Origin of the sequence: Simiduia aestuariiviva, assembly GCF_014192475.1 — a bacterium.
GTDB classification, from domain to species: Bacteria; Pseudomonadota; Gammaproteobacteria; order Pseudomonadales; family Cellvibrionaceae; genus Simiduia; species Simiduia aestuariiviva.
In genome coordinates this window covers 344,106-364,137 of the sequence record NZ_JACHXZ010000003.1, presented here as the reverse complement: position 1 = coordinate 364,137, position 20,032 = coordinate 344,106, and the positions used below count along the sequence as shown (strand labels likewise).

Genomic DNA, 20,032 nt, shown 5'->3' with positions numbered 1-20,032 from the left:
CGGAATAATTAATGTTAATCGCGAAGAGTAAAATAACCGCTGTGATTGGTCTGGGTGTTACCGGCCGGTCTGTTGCGCGTTTTCTTACCCGTCAGGGCAGCCCTTTTGCGCTGTTCGATTCGCGTATGGCCCCAGCGCAATTAAAAGAGTTCGAATCAGAATTTCCCAATGTCGAAATTCACCTTGGTCCTTTGGATGAAAATTTGCTCGCACAATTTGATGAAATTGTGTTGAGTCCCGGCTTGTCCCTTAAATTGCCGCCGATACAAGCCGTGATCAGCAAAGGTGTGCAAGTTATTGGTGACATTGAACTGTTTGTGCGTCACGCCAAGGCACCTATTGTGGCCATTACCGGCTCCAATGCCAAAAGTACGGTAACTGTCTTGGTTGGCGAGATGGCAAAAGCCGCGGGGGTAAACGTCGGGGTGGGTGGCAATTTGGGAACTGCCGCATTGGACCTGCTGGATGATGATATTGAACTCTATGTGTTGGAGCTTTCGAGTTTTCAGCTTGAAACCACACAGCGTATCGGCGCCAAGGTCGCAACTGTTTTGAATATCAGTGAGGACCATCAAGATCGATACGACAATATTGCCGCCTATCACGCCGCCAAGCAGCGGATCTATTTTGGTGCGAGCAATGTAGTTGTCAATCGGGATGATCCGCTGACTCAGCCACCACTCACAGACGCGATGCAGGTGTCGAGCTTTGGGTTGGGTAAGCCGGATTTTAATGAATTTGGCATCATGCGTAAGAATGGTGTTGATTATCTGGCGTATCAATTTGAGCCTTTGTTAGACGCGGCTGAATTAAGAATTCGTGGGCGACATAATTTAGCTAATGCATTGGCTGCCTTGGCTATCGGTAAAGCCGCGGGTTTCGAAATGAAATCCATGTTAGCAACCTTAAAAACCTTTAGCGGATTGCCGCATCGATGCGAGTGGGTTGCTGAGGTGCGCGGAGTCACATATATCAATGATTCTAAGGGTACCAATGTTGGCGCTACGCTCGCGGCAATCGAAGGCTTTGCAAACGAAGACTACAAGTTGGTGTTGATTGCGGGTGGCGACGGTAAGGGTGCGAATTTTGCACCGTTGCAAGCGGTAATGAAGCGTCATTTGCGCGCGTTAATTGTGATCGGAAAAGATGCAAAGGCACTGGCTGCATTGGCCGGCAATCATGTCCAGGTAGGATTTGCCAGCGATATGTGTGACGCGGTATCTCAGGCACATAGCTTAGCTCAGCAGGGCGACAAAGTGTTGTTGTCACCGGCTTGTGCTTCGCTTGATATGTTTAAAGGTTACGCGGATCGCGGTGAGCAATTTATCGCCGCTGTTCGAGGGTTGCTAGCATGAGTCTGGCAGCGGCCATCAAGCCCATGTTGGGCGCCCAGTGGCAGCCAGATTTGCTGGCTCAGCTGCGTCCAGATGTGATGCAATTATTGTCGTCGCGCTTAGTGTTTATCTGGCTGGCACTGCTTACCTTTGGCGTCGTGATGGTGGCGTCATCGTCGATTGGATTTGCCGATACGGTCTATGGTGATGGCTGGTATTTTGCGCGCCGTCATCTCATTTTTTTATGCATGGGGCTGACGCTTTGCACTGGCGTTGCATTAGTGCCGTTAATGGTTTGGCAAAAGTATGCATGGGTATTGTTGTTGCTCGCATTTCTATTGTTGGCCTTTGTGCTGGTGCCAGGTATTGGTCGGCGCGTGAATGGTAGTCAGCGGTGGCTGGTGGTGGGGCCACTGACGCTGCAGGCCTCAGAGGTGGCAAAGTTTTGTTTGCTGGTATTTTTTGCGAGCTATCTCACCAAGCGCGCACAAGAATTGAGTCAGCAAAATAAAGGGCTTTTGCGTGCGTTGTCGATCTTAGGGGTTTTTGTCGTACTGTTGTTGTTAGAGCCGGACTTTGGCAGTTCGGTGGTAATTGTTGCCATGGTTATGGCGATGTTGTTTTTCGTTGGACTGCGCTTATGGGTGATGTTGGCATTGTGTTTGGTGGGGGGCGGATTATTTACCTCAGTCGCGCTTCTATCACCCTACCGATTGCAGCGTTTGGTGACTTATTTGGACCCATGGGCCGACCAGTTTAATACTGGGTACCAGTTAACCCAATCCTTAATTGCATTTGGCAACGGCCAATGGTTTGGCCAGGGGTTGGGCAACAGTATTCAAAAAATGATGTACCTGCCTGAATCGCATACGGACTTCGTTTTTGCAGTTGTCGCGGAAGAGTTCGGATTAGTCGGTGGCGTCGTTGTCATCGCCTTTTTTGGTGCCTTGATAGTGGAGCTGTTGCGCCGTTGCAAGCAGCGTATGGCGCACAATGATTGTTTTGCCGCTTTATTGATGTTCGGTATCTCCGTGTTATTTGCTGTGCAAGTTTTGATTAATGTCGGCGTCGCCTCGGGTTTCTTGCCAACTAAAGGGTTGACGCTGCCCTTCGTCAGCTACGGCGGCAGCAGTTTAATGTTGTGCTGTGCACTCATGGGGTTAGTGTTGAGGGTAGATTGGGAATCCGAAGTGCAGGTGGTTCGCTCTACGGTCAAAACGGCCAAGCGTCGCGCAACAAAAGCAGTGGCCAAACCCGCAAAAAGAGCGATAGGGGGAATGAATGACTAGCCCCATTGCATTATTAATGGCCGGAGGTACCGGTGGTCATGTGTTTCCCGCATTGGCAGTGGCCGAGGTGTTACGCGAGCGCGGCTTTGAGGTTCAGTGGTTGGGAACTGCGCGTGGCATTGAGTCCCGTCTAGTACCCGCTGCGAACATAAAGCTCCACACAATCCAAGTCGAAGGCTTGCGCGGCAAGGGCTCTTTGCAACTGTTGCTCGCACCGTTCAAATTGTTGTTGTCATTCAAGCAGGCACTGTCCGTGTTGCGGCAGGTCGATCCCGCGATAGTGTTGGGCTTTGGCGGCTTTGCATCTGGGCCGGGTGGATTGGCCGCGCGCCTGCTTGGCAAACCACTGGTTATACATGAACAAAATGCGGTTGCAGGTACGACCAACCGCTGGCTTGCGCGCGTGGCAAGCCAAACCTTAGAGGCATTTGACTCGGGCTTGGCCAACGCCGAGCGAATCGGTAATCCCGTGCGTGCACAAATTGCCGCGTTGCCCACACCCGTTGAACGGTTTACAGAGCGCGCCGGTCCTTTGCGCGTGTTGGTATTAGGCGGCAGTCTAGGTGCACAGGCAATCAATGAAACAATGCCTGAGGTCTGCAAGCAATTGCCTGCGAAAAGCGTGGAAATTAGGCATCAGTGCGGTGAGAAAAACCTGGCGAGCTGTCAACAGGCCTATGCAGAAGTTGTGGAGCAATCAGTGCAGATCACCGCCTTTGTGGAGGATATGGCGGAAGCCTACGGCTGGGCTGATTTAGTGGTGTGTCGTGCCGGTGCACTAACGGTTTCGGAAATCGCGACGGCTGGTTTGCCCGCAATTTTTATTCCATTTCCCTACGCAATTGATGACCACCAGTCGGCGAATGCTCAGTGGTTAGTCTCTGTTGGTGCCGCTTGGTGCTTGCCTCAAGCTGATCTGTCAGCGGCGCGCTTGAGTGAAATTATTCAGTCTCAATTGGGTAATCGTGCAAGGTTACTCGAAATGGCAAACAACGCACGTGCTCAGGCAACACCTGACGCGGCTGAAGCGGTAGCAGATGTCTGCCAGGAGCTACTTAATGGTTAAGTCGAAGGTGTATCAGATTCCGGAGATGCGCCGAATTCGCCGCATCCACTTTATTGGTATTGGCGGTGCTGGCATGAGTGGTATTGCCGAAGTGCTCATTAATATGGGGTACCACATTTCGGGTTCTGATATGCGTGAATCAGATACCACACGCCATTTGGTGGCCAAGGGAGCACAAGTGGCTATCGGTCATCATGCGGCGAATGTGATGGGCGCAGATGTGATTGTTAATTCAACCGCCGTTAAAGCTGACAATCCCGAAATGGTGGCTGCTAAAGAGCAGCGTATACCTATCGTCCGCCGCGCGGAAATGTTGGGTGAACTCATGCGTTATCGGCATGGCATTGCCATCGCAGGCACCCACGGTAAAACGACGACTACGAGCCTTATGGCCTCTGTATTGGCAGCAGATGGCAAAGATCCAACGTTTGTTATTGGTGGATTGTTAAACAGTGCAGGCAGCAATGCCAAGCTGGGTGAAAGCCGATATTTCGTCGCAGAGGCAGATGAAAGTGATGCCTCCTTTTTACACCTACAGCCCATGGTGTCGGTGGTTACCAACATAGATGCCGACCACATGGATACATACGGCGGTGATTTCAACGTATTGAAGAAAACGTTTATCGAATTTTTACACAACTTGCCATTTTATGGGTTGGCGGTTTTATGTGGCGATGATCCGATTATTCGGGAGTTGCTGCCACAAGTGTCACGCTCTGTATTGACCTATGGGCTGAGCGAAGACTGTGACGTGCGCGCGATTAATATCCGACAAGATAAGATGAATACATCGTTTGATGTTGTACGCGTCGGTCAGGATGCAACGCTGCCGGTAACCGTTAACCTGCCCGGTGAACACAATGTGTTGAACGCGTTAGCTGTCATCGCCGTCGCCACTGACGAAGGTGTAGCGGATTCGGCAATTCAGGCTGGTTTATCTGGCTTTGAGGGTGTGGGTCGTCGTTTTCAAGTTTATGGCGATATGCCCGTCGGTCAGCAGGGTGCTGCAATGTTGGTGGACGACTATGGCCACCACCCGCGGGAAGTTGGAGCAACGATTAAAGCAGTACGAGAGGGCTGGCCTGAGCGAAGGCTCGTTATGGTTTATCAGCCGCATCGCTATAGCCGAACCCGTGATCTCTACGAAGATTTTGTCGACGTTTTAAGTGGAGTTGATTCCTTAATATTGCTCGAGGTTTATGCTGCAGGTGAAGAACCAATTCCAGGCGCGGATGGGCGTAGTTTAAGTCGCAGCATTCGAACGCGCGGTGTTGTCGACCCGGTATTTGTAGAGTCGGTAGAGGATGTGGCTCAAGCGCTGCGTCATATCATCAAGCCCAACGATATTGTAATTACTCAGGGGGCCGGCAACGTTGGCCAGCTGTCTGCAGAATTATCGACGGTAAAGTGGTAATAATTTATGAATAGCAAAGTCGCCAAAAGCTCAAATGCTTTGCCAACACAAATTGGTCGTGTGGGCGTTTTGTTGGGTGGCAACTCGGCTGAGCGTGAAGTAAGCCTGCGTTCGGGGGAGGCGATTTTTCAAGCGTTGCTAGCCAACGGCGTGGATGCAATAAAAATCGATACCGCTGGGTCGGCAATCGACAAGATACGCGCGGCAAATTTGGATCGCGCATTTATCGCTTTGCACGGCCCTGGCGGTGAGGATGGTCGAATTCAGGCGCTTTTGGAGTATCTCGCCATTCCATTTACGGGCAGCGGTGTTCAGGCGTCGGCCATCGCCATGGATAAATGGCGAACCAAGCAAATTTGGCGGGGTGAAGGCTTGTCGACACCAGAGTATGTCGTGGTAGAAGACAGCACAGATCTTGCGGCGTCATTTGCTGCATTGGGTGGCAAAGTCATGGTCAAGCCGAGCCACGAAGGCTCCAGTATTGGCATGTCCAAAGTTGAAACTTTGGCTGCGCTAGGGGACGCCATCGAGCGTGCGAGTGCACTAGACACGACTGTAATTTTAGAGCGTCTAATTGAGGGCCCTGAATACACAGTGGCAATTTTAGGTGATCAGGTCCTGCCACCCATTCGACTGGAAGCGGCCAATACTTTCTATGACTACGATGCCAAGTACCACTCGAATGAAACGCGCTATCTGTGTCCGTGTGGATTGCCAGAACAGCAGGAGTCGGAATTAAAAGCACTGGCCTATGCTGGCTTCCAATCAATCGGATGCAAAGGCTGGGGTCGCGTAGATGTTATGGCAGATTCAGCAGGTAAATTTTACATGCTTGAAGTCAATACGGTGCCGGGGATGACCGACCATAGTTTGGTGCCAATGGCCGCTAAAGTGGCAGGCTTGAGCTTTGATCAATTGGTGATGCAGATTTTAGAAGGTTCGTTAGCGTCATGAGTAGAAATCGTGGCGCACAAAAAGCTGAGTTGGCGCCTGCGCGCCCAGGCTTAATTCGTCGCAGCTTAATGCTTGTAACGGTGATTGGGTTGTTGGTTTGGCTATCACCAATGATTGTTAATCAAGCAGTGACCCTTTGGGATCGGCCGGTTCAAGAAGTCGCTATTGAGGGTTCATTTAGTTTGGTAACTCGGGCGCATATTGCGAACCTGTTGGCGGACAACATTCACACCGGGTTTTGGAAAATTGATATTCAGGCGCTGCAGCGGGAATTGGAGCAAGATCCCTGGATCAAGACCGTATCGATTCGCCGGCGCTGGCCAGATCGTTTAATGGTCGAAGTGCAAGAGCAGACGCCTATTGCGCGCTGGGGCGATAGGGGCTTCGTTAATAATACGGCAGAGCTCATATTGGTAGACAATTTGGGTGAGGCATTACAAAACTTGCCTCGGTTAGACGCTGAAGACCGCGCGCTAGGCAAGTTAATGCAGAATTATCAAACTATTGCCGAACTGATGGGGGCTAGAAATTTAAAGTTGGCTCATATTGAGCTCGATAGCCGCGGCAGTTGGCGGGTTACGTTAAGCGACGGAGTGAAAATTGTTTTTGGGCGTCATAGGTTACAGGAGCGGATGCGTTTATTTGCCAAAATCTACGACGTTAAGCTGGCAGAACATTGGCAAGATGTCGCTAGCGTAGATGTCCGATATAACAACGGCGCGGCAGTGGGATGGCGTGCAAAAAGTTAGCATTATGTTTCAGGAAGAAGCGAATACAACAGGTAGCGTGATCATGAATGAACGAATGGACAAAATGAGGTTAAGACTATGCCACCGGTGAACGAAAGCCGCATGATAGTTGGCCTAGATATTGGCACTTCGAAGGTGGTGGCAATAGTGGGGGCAGTATCTGGCGACGGCGAGCTGGAAATAGTAGGTATTGGCTCACACAAGTCCATTGGGCTGAAGAAGGGCGTGGTTGTAAATATTGAATCCACGGTTCATTCCATTCAGCGTGCGGTCGAAGAAGCTGAGTTGATGGCTGGCTGCCAAATCGATTCTGTGTATGCAGGCATTGCTGGGAGTCATATAAGCAGCTTGAATTCTCATGGCATTGTGGCGATTAAAGATCGTGAAGTGTTCAATCAGGATGTCGATCGCGTAATTGATGCGGCGCAGGCGGTCGCTATACCAGCAGACCAGAAGATTCTGCATATATTGCCGCAGGAGTACCTCATTGATAATCAGGAGGGTGTGCGCGAGCCCTTGGGTATGTCCGGCGTTCGGTTAGAGGCCAAGGTGCATCTAGTAACCTGCGCGGTAAATGCGGCGCAGAATATTGAGAAATGTATCAAGCGATGTGGTCTAGAAGTGGACGACATCATTCTTGAGCAGTTAGCTTCCAGTTACGCTGTGCTAACAGATGATGAAAAAAGCCTGGGCGTTTGCCTTGTTGATATAGGTGGCGGTACCACGGATATTGCGATTTTCACTGATGGCAGTATTCGTCACACCAAGTCGATTCCCATCGCGGGGGATCAGGTTACCAATGACATCGCTATGGCGTTGCGTACCCCGACCGCTCACGCCGAAGAGATTAAGATTAAGTACGCTTGTGCATTGGCGAAATTAACAGGTGCTGATGAAACCATCAAAGTGCCAAGTGTGGGCGATCGGGAACCACGGGAACTGTCACGCCAAGCGTTAGCTGAAGTGGTGGAACCTCGTTATGACGAATTGTTTACCTTGGTACAGGCCGAGTTACGACGCAGTGGCTATGAGGATCTTGTCGCAGCGGGCATCGTACTTACGGGAGGCACTTCCAAAATGGAAGGCGTAGTCGAGCTTGCAGAAGAAATTTTTCACATGCCAGTGCGCTTAGGTGCGCCACAAAATATTCGTGGTTTGAGCGATATTGTTAACAATCCCATCTACTCCACGGGTGTGGGATTGTTATTTTATGGAATGAAACAGCAGGAAGGGAGGTCTATGCAAATGCAACGAAATCAGGGCGCAACTTGGTGGACCAAAGCCAAGGCGTGGCTGGCTGAAAATTTTTAGGGTGATATGTCAATGATACAAATAGTTGATGTGCACGAATTGAATTGGATAGATTTGGAAATCGCTACAATAGAGGGGATAAACCATGTTTGAACTAGTCGATAGCGTACCGCAGAATGCGGTGATTAAAGTTGTTGGTGTCGGTGGCGGTGGCGGTAATGCCGTTAAACATATGATTGCCAGTGATATTGAAGGCGTTGAGTTTGTGTGTGCAAACACCGATGCACAAGCGCTTAAAGATGTCGATGCTAAAACTGTGTTACAGCTTGGCAATTCGATGACCAAAGGTTTGGGTGCAGGCGCTAATCCCGATGTGGGTCGTCAAGCTGCCATGGAAGACCGCGAGCGCATTGCCGAAATTTTGGAAGGTGCCGATATGGTTTTTGTTACCGCAGGCATGGGCGGCGGTACAGGAACTGGCGGTGCCCCAGTGGTTGCGGAAGTTGCGCGTGAAATGGGAATCTTAACGGTGGCGGTCGTCACCAAACCGTTTCCTTTCGAGGGCAAGAAGCGCATGGCGATTGCGGATGCCGGTATTCGCGAATTATCTGAGCGCGTTGATTCATTAATCACCATTCCCAATGAGAAATTACTGTCGGTCTTGGGGACTAAGACGAGCTTGTTGGATGCGTTTAAAGCAGCTAACAATGTGTTGCTGGGGGCGGTACAAGGCATCGCTGATCTGATTATTCGCCCCGGTATGATCAATGTCGATTTTGCGGATGTGCGCACGGTTATGTCAGAAATGGGCATGGCTATGATGGGTACAGGTGTCGCTTCTGGAGAGAATCGAGCCCGTGAAGCCGCAGAAGCGGCGATTCGCAGCCCGCTGCTTGAAGATGTCGATCTACAGGGCGCACGCGGTATATTGGTTAATATCACCGCGGGTATCGATCTGTCGCTGGGTGAATTTACCGAAGTGGGCGATACCGTCGGTGAATTTGCTTCAGCAGATGCTACGGTTGTAGTAGGTACGGTAATTGATCCTGAGATGAAAGATGAGCTCCGCGTCACGGTGGTTGCCACGGGATTGGGTCCAGTCGTGAAGGAAGAGGCGCCAAAACCTAAGGCGTCAGTAGTCGTGGATAATACGGCGCGTCAAAAGGTCGGTTCACCGGAAGATTTTGATACGCCCACCTATCAGCGCCGCAAGCAAGCGGCCGCGGGTGGTGGTGCTACCGCCGTCGCGGCTCAAGAGAAGGATATGGAGCTGTTCGATATTCCCGCATTTTTGCGTCGTCAGGCTGATTGAACGGGTGAGAAGTGAATATTGGCTAAATAGGATTTGGAACTTAAGTGTTGGTTTAAGTGTCCTATTTTTGGTAATATTCGCCGCTTTCCAGAGAATTTGGGCTGTTTGGCCGATTTGCCAAGATTAATTGGCCAATTACCAAGGGTCTGGAGCGGATTTCTCATCAGGCTTTGGCTATTTAGCGTGAGTGCTGGCCACTCAAGTTGAATGGCGGGCTTGAATGCCGGAATTCATTGGCCTTAAGCGGGCAGCGGCAGTGCTGATTGGCTCTTTTGTCCCCTCTATATATAGAAGGGCCAGCAGTGCTAACTGCAAATTAACCGCACATAGGGGTGGAATTTACCCCGATAGGTATGGATTTCGGCGCCCGTGCGAAATGGATGCGCCATCAACACTTTTATAGACACGGTGAAATATGATCAGACAGCGCACTTTAAAGAACCCCATTCGAGCGACAGGCGTGGGCCTGCACACGGGTGAAAAGGTTTACCTCACGCTGAAACCCGCGCCAATTGACACGGGCATTGTATTTCGCCGTACCGATTTAAACCCTGTGGTTGAAATCGAAGCCAAAGCGGCCAATGTGGGAGATACCACGCTGTCCACATCTTTGGTGAAGGGCGATGTGCGTGTGTCGACCGTTGAGCACTTGCTTAGCGCCATGGCGGGTCTCGGTATCGATAATGCCATTGTGGAAGTATCGGCGCCTGAAGTGCCTATTATGGACGGTAGTGCTGGCCCCTTCGTCTTTTTAATCCAGTCTGCAGGTATTGAAGAGCAAAAGGCGGCTAAGAAATTTATTCGAATTAAACGCCCTGTTGTGGTGAAAGATGGCGATAAAGTCGCTTCTTTTTTGCCGTTTGATGGCTTTAAAGTAACCTTTAGCATCGATTTTGATCACCCAGTATTTAACGGTCGCACCTTAAATGCGAGCTTGGACTTTTCTAGTACTTCTTTTGTTAAAGAAGTGAGTCGCGCCCGCACATTTGGTTTTATGCACGAAATCGAATACCTGCGCTCGAAAGGCTTGGCTAAAGGTGGCAGTGTTGATAACGCGATTGTGGTCGACGATTATCGCGTGGTGAATGAAGACGGCTTGCGTTACGAAGATGAGTTCGTCAAACACAAAGTATTGGACGCCATTGGCGATCTCTATTTGCTGGGCAATAGCCTAATCGGCGAATTTAAAGCACACAAATCTGGGCACGCATTAAATAATAAATCTTTGCGTCAATTGATTGCGCAAGAAGATGCCTGGGAAGTGGTGACCTTTGAAGATGAGAAGGCGGCACCTATTTCTTACATTAAGCCTATTTTGGCCATGTAAGCAATTAAGGTTGTTTGTTTCTTATCGTTGGTAATTCCTTGATTTATATGCCATATTTCAATTGATCGTTGTTGGAATGTGGTGCTTTGGGCGCTTCATCTCGTACTTTAGTTGCGGCGTCTGCGGTGATTGTGATGCCATAGACGGAAGTCTGGCCGTTAGGCGCATAGAATGCGCTGGTCTCGGCGAATAGCTGAGTAAATGTGCTTAACTTGCTTTATAGGCCATCGACCCATAACAACAAGTAAACTCACCGTTGTTTAATCAAACCAAGTAGGCCCGATGAAAGTAATTCTGGTCAGTCAACGTCACGGAAGCACCCGCAGCTTTACGCTGGGTGGGTGGACGCGTGCGTTACTGTCTGCCTGCTTAATCGGATTGCCCGCCGGGGTTGGTGTTGTTGCGGGCCTAGAGTGGGCGCGCGGCGATGGCGCAGATCTATTTACCGCGGACACGGCCAAGACTTGGAATCAAGGCTTGACCGAGCAAAAAGAGCAAGTAGCGCAAACGCGCCGCCATGCGCAGCAGCAGTTAGCCGCAATCACTTTGCGGATGGCAGAGCTACAAGCCAGGCTCGTTCGGCTTGATGCGCTTGGTGAGCGGCTGACAACCATTGCCAAACTGGATGAGGGCGAATTTGACTTTAGCCAACCGCCCGCGCTGGGTGGCCCAGAGTCAGCCTCACTCGGCGACGCCTTTGCCGCGCCCGAATTTCTTGAGGCGATCGATCAGCTGACAGACCAAATTGAAAGCCGTGAACAGCAACTGGAAATACTTGAGGCGTTGCTGGCCAAGCGGAAAATTCAAAACGATGTATTTCTTGCTGGCCGGCCCGTTACCAAAGGCTGGATGTCTTCTCGTTACGGGCGCCGAACTGACCCGTTTACTGGGCGTGTAGCTTGGCATTCAGGTGTTGATTTTGCCGGTAAATTAGGCTCAGACGTTATCTCGGTTGCGGCTGGAGTGGTTACTTGGGCGGGCAAGCGCCATGGCTATGGTGATTTGGTCGAGATCAACCACGGCAACGGATTCTCTACTCGCTACGCACATAATTCAGATGTGAAAGTGAAAGTTGGCGATATCGTTAAAAAGGGCCAAGTCATTGCTCTGATGGGCACTAGCGGCCGGTCAACCGGTCCGCACGTTCATTTTGAAGTATACAAGCACGGTCGCCCTGTCGATCCAGCAGCTTATATCCATCGCGCGGCCCGCTGAGGCCTGCCAGCCCTTGCGTTCGCGGGCTCCTTTCTGTTTACTTGTCACCCTTTAACTGCCGGCTGGCGGAAAACCTGTACGTACTATCGGAATTATCATGATTAGCAAGATGCTAAAGGCCATTTTTGGCACAAAAAACGATCGCGAACTTAAGCGAATGGGCAAGGTTGTTAAGAAAATCAATGACCTGGAAGAAGGGCTAAAGCAACTCGACGATGTGCAGTTAGCTGCAAAGACCGAAGAATTCAAACAGCGCCACGAGCAGGGCGCAACCTTAGACGACCTATTGCCTGAAGCTTTTGCTGTGTGTCGCGAAGCATCTCGACGCGTTATGTCCATGCGTCATTTCGATGTTCAGCTGATCGGTGGTATGACATTGCACGAAGGGCGCATTGCCGAGATGCGCACAGGTGAAGGTAAAACCTTGATGTCTACACTGGCGGCCTACTTGAATGCTATTTCAGGCAAAGGCGTTCATATCGTTACTGTTAACGATTACCTCGCCGCCCGTGACGCCGCATGGATGGCACCGCTATACAACTTTCTAGGCCTTTCGGTAGGTGTTATCCGCTCCATGCAGGACGCAGAAGAAAAGCGTAAGGCTTATCAAGCAGATATTACCTACGGCACCAACAACGAATTTGGTTTCGATTACCTGCGCGACAATATGGCATTACGCTTGGAGGATCGTTTTCAGCGTGAGCTGAATTTTGCGGTAATCGATGAAGTTGACTCGATTCTTATCGATGAAGCGCGTACCCCGCTGATCATTTCCGGCGCGGCTGAAGACAGCTCCGAGCTTTACCGATTAATGAATGGCTTGATTCCCAAGCTGCAGGCGCCTACCGAGGAAGAGCCGGGCCATTATCAGTTAGATGAGAAAGCCCGTCAGGTCGAGCTCACGGAAGATGGCCATCAGGCCATTGAAGACATGCTGATCAAGGCCGGAATGCTGCAGCCAGAAGACAGCCTTTACGCTGCAACTAATTTGAGCTTACTGCATCATGTGCACGCAGCGCTTAAGGCCCACACCCTCTTTCAAGCGAATGTGGATTACATTGTGCAAGACAATCAAGTGGTCTTGATTGATGAGCATACCGGCCGCTCAATGCCGGGTCGCCGCCTTTCCGAAGGATTGCATCAGGCGTTAGAGGCCAAAGAGGGGGTGAATATTCAGAACGAAAGCCAGACACTGGCGTCGATCACCTTCCAGAACTATTTCCGCCTGTATTCCGGGTTGTCGGGTATGACCGGTACTGCGGATACTGAAGCATTTGAATTCCGTCAAATTTACGGTTTAGACGTCGTCGTAATCCCCACCAATAAGCCCATCCAGCGAAAGGATTTAAACGACCTAATTTTCTTAACTGTCGCTGAGAAGTACGATGCCATTGTGGAGGATGTGAAGTCCTGCATAGAAAAAAACGCTCCGGTTTTAGTAGGTACAGCCTCAATTGAAACATCAGAAATGATGTCGGCGCGCCTTAAGCAGGCAGGTATTCCCCACAAGGTGCTAAACGCAAAGTTTCACGAAAAAGAAGCTGAGATCATTGCACAAGCTGGACGCCCCGGCGCCGTCACCATCGCCACCAATATGGCTGGCCGAGGCACCGATATTGTACTGGGCGGCAACTGGGAAGCAGAGCTGGCAGCCTTAGATAATCCATCGGAAGATCTTGTTAACACGTTGAAGGCCGACTGGCAGAAGCGCCACGATCAAGTGATTGAGGCAGGTGGTCTGCATATTATTGGTACCGAGCGACATGAGTCCCGCCGTATTGATAATCAGCTCCGCGGCCGTGCTGGTCGTCAGGGCGATCCGGGCATGTCGCGCTTTTACCTATCCTTGGAAGATAGTTTGATGCGAATTTTTGCATCGGACCGCGTGCGAAACTTCATGAAAGCGCTGGGCATGGAAAAAGGTGAGGCCATTGAACACCGCATGGTGACCAATGCGATTGAGAAAGCGCAGCGCAAGGTTGAAGGGCGCAATTTTGATATTCGGAAACAATTGCTTGAATACGATGATATTGCCAACGACCAGCGACAAATTGTGTATCAACAGCGCAATGGGTTGTTAGAGGCCGATAATATTACCGATACCATAACCGCCATTCGTGGTGATGTTGTGAACGATATTATTGACGGATTTATCCCACCGCAAAGCATGGAAGAGCAGTGGGATATCGCTGGTTTAGAGTCTAACCTCGATGTTGAGCTGGGTTTAAAGTTGACCATCCAGCAATGGTTGGATGAAGATAAAAGCGTACATGAGGCCACCATACGTGAGCGTGTCTTAGAGGCAGCGCAAAAGGCATACGACGAAAAGTCTGCGCGAATTGGCGAGGTTATCAAAGATATTGAACGCCAAATCATGCTGCAAGTACTGGATATGCAGTGGAAGGAACACTTGGCGTCCATGGATCATCTTCGCCAAGGTATTGGGTTGCGTGCCTATGCGCAGCGCAATCCAAAGCAAGAATACAAACGTGAAGCCTTTGAATTGTTTCAGAGCATGCTCAACACGATTAAGCTGGAAGTCATCAAGATTCTCGCCCGTGTAGAGCCAATTACCCAGGAACAGATTGATGAAATGGAGCGTCGCCGTGCAGAGGCGCTGGCCAAGCAAAAGCTGCAATTGCAGCATGCTGAGATGAATGCAATGGGAGAAGCGCCGCAATCACCAGAGCAAGCGCAACCCTTTGTGAGGCCTGGTCAGAAAATTGGGCGAAATGATAACTGCCCATGCGGATCAGGAAAAAAATATAAGCAGTGTCATGGTAAGTTGACGTAACACTGCAAAGTGACAAAAAAGGCTGCCTAGTGCAGCCTTTTTTGTTGTAAGAAGTGCCTGTTGCCACTGGGATTGCCATAGAGTTACGGTACACTAAGTCCTTCTATTACTGTTTTCATGGGTGAGCGTTATGGCAATAGGTGAAGCAAGATTTCCCAAAATGTACTCGGTTCCTGGCTTTAAGTTGGGCGTCGCAAGTGCGGGTATAAAGCGCCCCGGTCGCCGTGATCTAGTGATTATGGAGGCCGCCCCTGAGTCAACCATAGCGGGTGTATTTACCACCAATGCATTTTGTGCGGCCCCTGTTACGCTGTGTAAGCAACGACTTGCTGAGGGTAATCCCCGCTATTTAGTAACCAATACCGGCAATGCCAATGCGTGTACTGGCCAAGCAGGGCTGGGTGATGCGGAAACCGTATGTAAGGCTGTTGCAGAATCGGTGGGCTGTGCGCCGAGTGATGTTTTGCCCTTTTCAACGGGCGTTATTGGCGAACCACTGCCGGTGCAAAAGATTTTAGCGGCTTTACCTACAGCGACAAGTGGCTTAGCTGAAGACCAGTGGGAAAATGCCGCCCATGGTATCTTGACGACCGATACTCGACCTAAAGGGGCCAGTGTTTCCTTTAGTTATTTAGGTGAAACCATTGTCGTCACAGGTATAGCCAAAGGATCGGGCATGATAAGGCCAAATATGGCAACCATGCTGGGCTATGTGGCCACCAATGCGCGCGTTGAAAAGCCGATATTGCAGGCACTATTGCGCGAAGCCACTGATCTCTCCTTTAATCGCATTACCGTAGACGGTGATACGTCTACAAATGATTCGGGCGTCTTAATTGCCACCGGACAGACGACTTTGCCAACTGTTTCTGATCAGGTCTGTGAGCTCTATCAATTATTGCGAACCGCCGTTATTGAGGTGCATCAATCGTTGGCAAAGGCGATTGTTGAAGACGGCGAAGGTGCAACGAAATTTGTAACAGTTGAAGTGACGGGCGCACGCGAACGTTCAGATGCAACTAAAATTGCCTACGCCGTTGCACACTCGCCGCTCATAAAAACGGCACTGTTTGCGAGCGATCCAAACTGGGGTCGCATCGTGGCTGCAATTGGCTATGCGGGTGTAGCTGATCTGGACGCCGAAAAAGTTAGGGTGCATTTGGGTGACGTACTAATTGTTGAATCTGGTGGTCGTGCGGCTGGATATACCGAGGCGCAAGGGCAGGCGGTTATGAACGAAGTGTATATTGAAATTAAGATTGATTTGGGAATGGGGCAAGCAAAAGATACCGTTTGGACCACAGATCTTTCCTATGACTATATAAAAATAAATGCAGATTACCGGAGCTAAGGTTTTGGCGAGTGTCATTCATGTTGCGGCGGCGGTTATTCGCGATTCACATGGACGTATTTTAATCGCTAAGCGGCCAGCGCATGTACATATGGGAAACCTGTGGGAGTTTCCCGGTGGCAAGTTAGAGGCTGGCGAATCGGCGCGCGATGCGCTGGTGCGGGAATTGCGTGAAGAGTTGGATATTGAAGTGACCGACGCTGAGCCACTCATTCAAATTCATCACGACTACACTGACAAATCGGTTCGATTGGATGTTTGGACCGTCAGCGAATTTACTGGCAATGCATCGGGGCGCGAGGGGCAGGAGGTTCGCTGGGTGGCGGCTGCAGAACTTATAAACTATTCATTCCCAGCGGCCAATTACCCGATCGTCAACGCGGCGATGCTGCCTGATCAATGCTTTATTACTGGCGGCGGTAATTCCGTAGATGAGTATATTGCGCGTATTGTGCGAGCGTCGGAGCTGGGTGCCAAGCTATTTATATTGCGACCGCTAGCAGTGTCCTGCAGAGTAGAGTTGATTCAGCAACGTCTTGACGAGCTCGAGATTCTAGATTCTGTGCATTTGCAGTGGCATTCGGACTGGTTCGAGGGCGACCTAGAGAGCGCGCTGGCATTTGCAGGGCGCAAGCCGCATTACGGAGTGCACTTTCAAGCGGCTTTCTTGAGCTCACTGCTAAATGCTAAGGCGGAGTTTCAAAAAGGCAGTTGGATCTCGGCATCTTGCCATGGCTCTGATGAAGTGCAAATGGCCGCCCGTTCGGGCTTAACCTTTGCGCTCTTATCACCCGTAAAGGCGACGAAGGAATACTTGCCGGAGCAATTGCTGGGGTGGTCTGGTTTCACTCAAATAGCTGAGCCTGCGGGATTACCGGTGTATGCGCTGGGTGGTTTGACTGCCAGTGATACAGCTCGCGCGAAGCGAGGCGGTGCTCAGGGTGTGGCTTTTGTTAAACACTGGTGGGCTTAGTATTCTGATTGCGTGTCTAGTGCAGCTTGCCTTCCAGATCATCACTCATGAGATCGTCAACAACAGGGTCGCCAGCAATGCGATGGGACTCAGTGGCCCAGTCGCCTAGATCAATAAGTCGGCAACGCTCTGAGCAAAAGGGGCGGGCAGGAAAGTCCTCGGTCCACAATACTTGTGATTTACAAATTGGGCAGGCTAAAGATGTCGGTTTTTTGGGAGTATCCATAGTGTTGAAGTGTGTTCTAGTGCAGTAATGGACCGTTAGCTTAATCGCCTTGGCCAGTGGCTACAAGTTGTGTATGTAACGCAGTCACTTCATTTAACAGCGCTTGCTCGCTGCCTTCATTGTCGAGCACGAAATTTGCTAGCTCCAGTTTTCGCTCTCTGGAAAGTTGGCTATCGATAATCGCTTCAATTTGGGCTTGGCTACTGTTGTCTCGAGCCATTGCCCGCTGCAGTTGCGTATTTCGCGCAACATCCACCAAGATCACCGCCTCTACGAGTTGATGTTGATTGGTTTCCAATAGGAGCGGGGATTCAAGCAGGCGGTAGGGCGCATCTGTCGGTTCAGAGAGCCGCGTTTGCGTTGCCGTGCGAATCAATGGGTGTAGCAGATTCTCGAGCCAAGATTTTTCTGCGGCGTTATTGAAAACGATGGCTCGCAATGCCTTTCGATCTAATTGGCCGTCGGGCAATAGGATATCAGCCCCAAAGTGGTCTGCAATGGAGGACAGTGCGAGGGTGTTCGGTGCCACAACATCGCGGGCAATTTGGTCGGCATCAATGACAGGGATGCCTAGATCTCGGAAAAATTTGGCGGCGGTGCTTTTCCCGCTGCCAATTCCACCAGTCAATCCGTAGACAGGTACATGATTGTTCATTCTACTGGCCGGAAATCCCCGAGGCCGCCAAATAATAGGCGGTAATTTGGTCGCCCCACATCATCGCAATCCAGCCGGCAATGGCGAGGTAAGGGCCGAAGGGTATTGGAATTTGTTTATCTTGGCCGCGGAGCATAATCATGCTGATACCGATTACAGCGCCTACTAGCGACGATAATAGAATAACCAGTGGCAGCGCCTGCCAGCCTAACCATGCGCCCAATGCCGCCAGGAGTTTAAAGTCGCCATAACCCATACCCTCCTTGCCTGTGACGAGTTTAAATAACCAGAACACAGACCAAAGCACACCGTAACCCAGTACGGCTCCCCAAAACGCGCTTTGAAAATCGGTAATCCAGCCAAAACTATTAATTATCAAGCCCGCCCAGAGCAGAGGCAGTGTGATGTCGTCCGGCAACAGCATGGTGTCGGCGTCAATCATCGTTAAGGTAATTAAGGCCCAGGTAAATGGCAGCATTACCAGCATTTCGAGGCTGGCGCCAAGGTGCCAGGCCACCGCAAGGCTCAGCAGCGCCGTAGTAAGCTCAATCAACGGATATCGAATGGATATTGGGTTTCTGCAAGCGTGGCATTTGCCGCCCAACACTAAGTAGCTAATGATAGGAACGTTATGCAGTGGGCTAATGGCCGCCTTGCATTGAGGGCAGTGAGAATTTGGAAATGCGAGATTGAAATCTTGAGGTTGTTCGGCAGGCTGGGTGCCCATCAATTCGCAACATTCCGCCTGCCAATTGCGTTTTAACAGCAGTGGCAAACGGTAAATTACCACATTTAGGAAGCTGCCAATCATCAGCCCCAAAACAGTGATGGCAGGAATATAGAGCCAAGGCTCTTGTAGTGCATTTAGAAAGTCGTTTTGTGGCATTAAACAACTTGTCCAATTTGGAAGATGGGAAGGTACATGGCAATCATCAAACCGCCAACCAATATGCCCAAAACAGCCATAATCATGGGCTCCAAAAGCGACGTTAAGTTGTCTACCATGTTGTCGACAGCGTCTTCGTAAAACTCGGCGACTTTGTCGAGCATGTCGTCCAGCGCGCCCGATTCTTCGCCGATTGCTGTCATTTGAATGAGCATTGCGGGAAACATTTTAGACGCGCGCAATGAAGTATTTAGCTGAATACCGGTGGATACTTCCTCACGAATTTTAAGTACAGATTCCTTGTAAAGAATGTTCCCTGTAGCACCAGATACCGATGTTAGTGCGTCGATTAACGGTACGCCGGCGGAAAATGTTGTGGAGAGAGTGCGCGCAAAACGGGCAATGATTGAGTTGTATAAAATTGCTCCCACAATAGGGAGTTTTAGTGACATTTTATCAACTTGATAAGCAACGGCCTCTGATCGAGCGATCGCTTCTTTAAAGAGAAAAACGGCTACCACCACGCAAATAACCATTATTAGCCACCACTCTTGAACCATTTCGGACAAATTGAGTACGAATAATGTGAAGGCAGGTAGATCGGCGCCAAATGAGCTAAACGTTTCGGCAAACTGCGGAACTACTTTTACCAGTAATATGCCGGTTACGATAAACGCAACGACAAGTACCGCAATAGGGTAGGTCATTGCTTTTTTGATTTTGGCTTTAATTTTTTCCGTCTTTTCTTTATACGTGGCAATGCGATCAAGCATTGTTTCTAGCGCACCGGACTGTTCGCCCGAATCGACAAGGTTACAAAATAGCTCATCGAAGTATTTTGGGTGCTTTGTGAGCGCAACTGCAAAGCCATTACCCGCGGCAACTTCCTCTCTGATGGCCAAAATTAGGTCTCTCAAAGCAGGATTTTCCTGCCCGTCCGCTACGATCTCAAAGCTTTGTACCAATGGCACACCGGCTTTCATCATGGTCGCCATTTGGCGAGTGAATATAGCAATATCTTGCGGGACAATTTTCTTCTTGCCGCCACCGAGTAAAGGCTTTGGTTTTTTTCTAACCGTTGTTGCTTTAATGCCCTGTTTGAGCAACTGTGCCTTTACTAGAGCAGCGCTGCTACCATCAACTTCGCCTGAAATTTTCTGCCCTTTCCTATCCGTTCCCTTATAAATGAAAACTGTAGGTTTAGTTTGTGCTGAGGCCTTTGCCGTTGCCATAGTG

17 protein-coding genes are annotated in these 20,032 nt (G+C 50.2%); 13 read left to right on the top strand and 4 right to left on the bottom strand.

From position 1 onward, the window contains the following. Positions 1–11: 11 nt before the first annotated feature. From murD to FHS30_RS11290, 13 genes are all read left to right on the top strand, one after another. Complete coding sequence (murD, locus tag FHS30_RS11350; RefSeq protein ID WP_183910595.1) at positions 12–1,355, top strand: UDP-N-acetylmuramoyl-L-alanine--D-glutamate ligase; 1,344 nt, start codon at positions 12–14, stop codon at positions 1,353–1,355. Continuing rightward, positions 1,352–2,623: a putative lipid II flippase FtsW gene (ftsW, locus tag FHS30_RS11345; protein WP_183910594.1), complete on the top strand. Its 1,272-nt coding sequence runs from the start codon at positions 1,352–1,354 to the stop codon at positions 2,621–2,623. The genes murD and ftsW overlap by 4 nt, the downstream gene beginning before the upstream one ends. Continuing rightward, positions 2,616–3,689 carry an undecaprenyldiphospho-muramoylpentapeptide beta-N-acetylglucosaminyltransferase gene (gene murG, locus FHS30_RS11340; RefSeq protein ID WP_183910593.1) on the top strand — a complete coding sequence of 358 codons (1,074 nt, stop codon included), beginning with the start codon at positions 2,616–2,618 and terminating at the stop codon, positions 3,687–3,689. Before ftsW ends, murG begins: the two co-directional genes overlap by 8 nt. After that, positions 3,682–5,103: a UDP-N-acetylmuramate--L-alanine ligase gene (gene murC / locus FHS30_RS11335; protein ID WP_183910592.1), complete on the top strand. Its 1,422-nt coding sequence runs from the start codon at positions 3,682–3,684 to the stop codon at positions 5,101–5,103. The genes murG and murC overlap by 8 nt, the downstream gene beginning before the upstream one ends. Positions 5,104–5,109: 6 nt before the next feature. Next, positions 5,110–6,057 carry a D-alanine--D-alanine ligase gene (locus FHS30_RS11330; protein ID WP_183910591.1) on the top strand — a complete coding sequence of 316 codons (948 nt, stop codon included), beginning with the start codon at positions 5,110–5,112 and terminating at the stop codon, positions 6,055–6,057. Next, on the top strand, positions 6,054–6,806 hold the full coding sequence (locus FHS30_RS11325) for a cell division protein FtsQ/DivIB (protein WP_183910590.1): 753 nt from the start codon (positions 6,054–6,056) through the stop codon (positions 6,804–6,806). Before FHS30_RS11330 ends, FHS30_RS11325 begins: the two co-directional genes overlap by 4 nt. Positions 6,807–6,884: 78 nt before the next feature. Then, positions 6,885–8,117 carry a cell division protein FtsA gene (ftsA, locus tag FHS30_RS11320; RefSeq protein ID WP_183910589.1) on the top strand — a complete coding sequence of 411 codons (1,233 nt, stop codon included), beginning with the start codon at positions 6,885–6,887 and terminating at the stop codon, positions 8,115–8,117. Between the two features lie 85 nt (positions 8,118–8,202). Further along, entirely contained in the window at positions 8,203–9,369 is a 1,167-nt protein-coding gene (gene ftsZ / locus FHS30_RS11315; RefSeq protein WP_183910588.1) for a cell division protein FtsZ, read from the top strand. 415 nt (positions 9,370–9,784) lie between these two features. After that, complete coding sequence (gene lpxC, locus FHS30_RS11310; protein ID WP_183910587.1) at positions 9,785–10,696, top strand: UDP-3-O-acyl-N-acetylglucosamine deacetylase; 912 nt, start codon at positions 9,785–9,787, stop codon at positions 10,694–10,696. Positions 10,697–10,978: 282 nt separating this feature from the next. Then, positions 10,979–11,911 carry a M23 family metallopeptidase gene (locus FHS30_RS11305; RefSeq protein WP_183910586.1) on the top strand — a complete coding sequence of 311 codons (933 nt, stop codon included), beginning with the start codon at positions 10,979–10,981 and terminating at the stop codon, positions 11,909–11,911. 97 nt (positions 11,912–12,008) lie between these two features. Then, entirely contained in the window at positions 12,009–14,705 is a 2,697-nt protein-coding gene (gene secA, locus FHS30_RS11300) for a preprotein translocase subunit SecA (protein WP_183910585.1), read from the top strand. Between the two features lie 130 nt (positions 14,706–14,835). Beyond that, positions 14,836–16,056 carry a bifunctional glutamate N-acetyltransferase/amino-acid acetyltransferase ArgJ gene (gene argJ, locus FHS30_RS11295; protein WP_183910584.1) on the top strand — a complete coding sequence of 407 codons (1,221 nt, stop codon included), beginning with the start codon at positions 14,836–14,838 and terminating at the stop codon, positions 16,054–16,056. Then, positions 16,037–17,029: a Nudix family hydrolase gene (locus tag FHS30_RS11290; RefSeq protein ID WP_221197263.1), complete on the top strand. Its 993-nt coding sequence runs from the start codon at positions 16,037–16,039 to the stop codon at positions 17,027–17,029. Before argJ ends, FHS30_RS11290 begins: the two co-directional genes overlap by 20 nt. A 16-nt stretch (positions 17,030–17,045) precedes the next feature. Here FHS30_RS11290 and FHS30_RS11285 read toward each other — a convergent pair whose 3' ends face one another. From FHS30_RS11285 to FHS30_RS11270, 4 genes are read right to left on the bottom strand one after another with little or no spacing between them, the layout of a single operon-like run. Beyond that, entirely contained in the window at positions 17,046–17,255 is a 210-nt protein-coding gene (locus FHS30_RS11285; protein ID WP_183910583.1) for a DNA gyrase inhibitor YacG, read from the bottom strand. 40 nt (positions 17,256–17,295) lie between these two features. Then, positions 17,296–17,910 carry a dephospho-CoA kinase gene (gene coaE / locus FHS30_RS11280; protein ID WP_183910582.1) on the bottom strand — a complete coding sequence of 205 codons (615 nt, stop codon included), beginning with the start codon at positions 17,908–17,910 and terminating at the stop codon, positions 17,296–17,298. Position 17,911: 1 nt separating this feature from the next. Continuing rightward, a complete protein-coding gene (locus FHS30_RS11275) occupies positions 17,912–18,796 on the bottom strand; it encodes a prepilin peptidase (RefSeq protein ID WP_183910581.1) in 885 nt (294 codons plus the stop codon). Then, entirely contained in the window at positions 18,796–20,028 is a 1,233-nt protein-coding gene (locus FHS30_RS11270; RefSeq protein ID WP_183910580.1) for a type II secretion system F family protein, read from the bottom strand. The genes FHS30_RS11275 and FHS30_RS11270 overlap by 1 nt, the downstream gene beginning before the upstream one ends. Between the last annotated feature and the right edge of the window lie 4 nt (positions 20,029–20,032).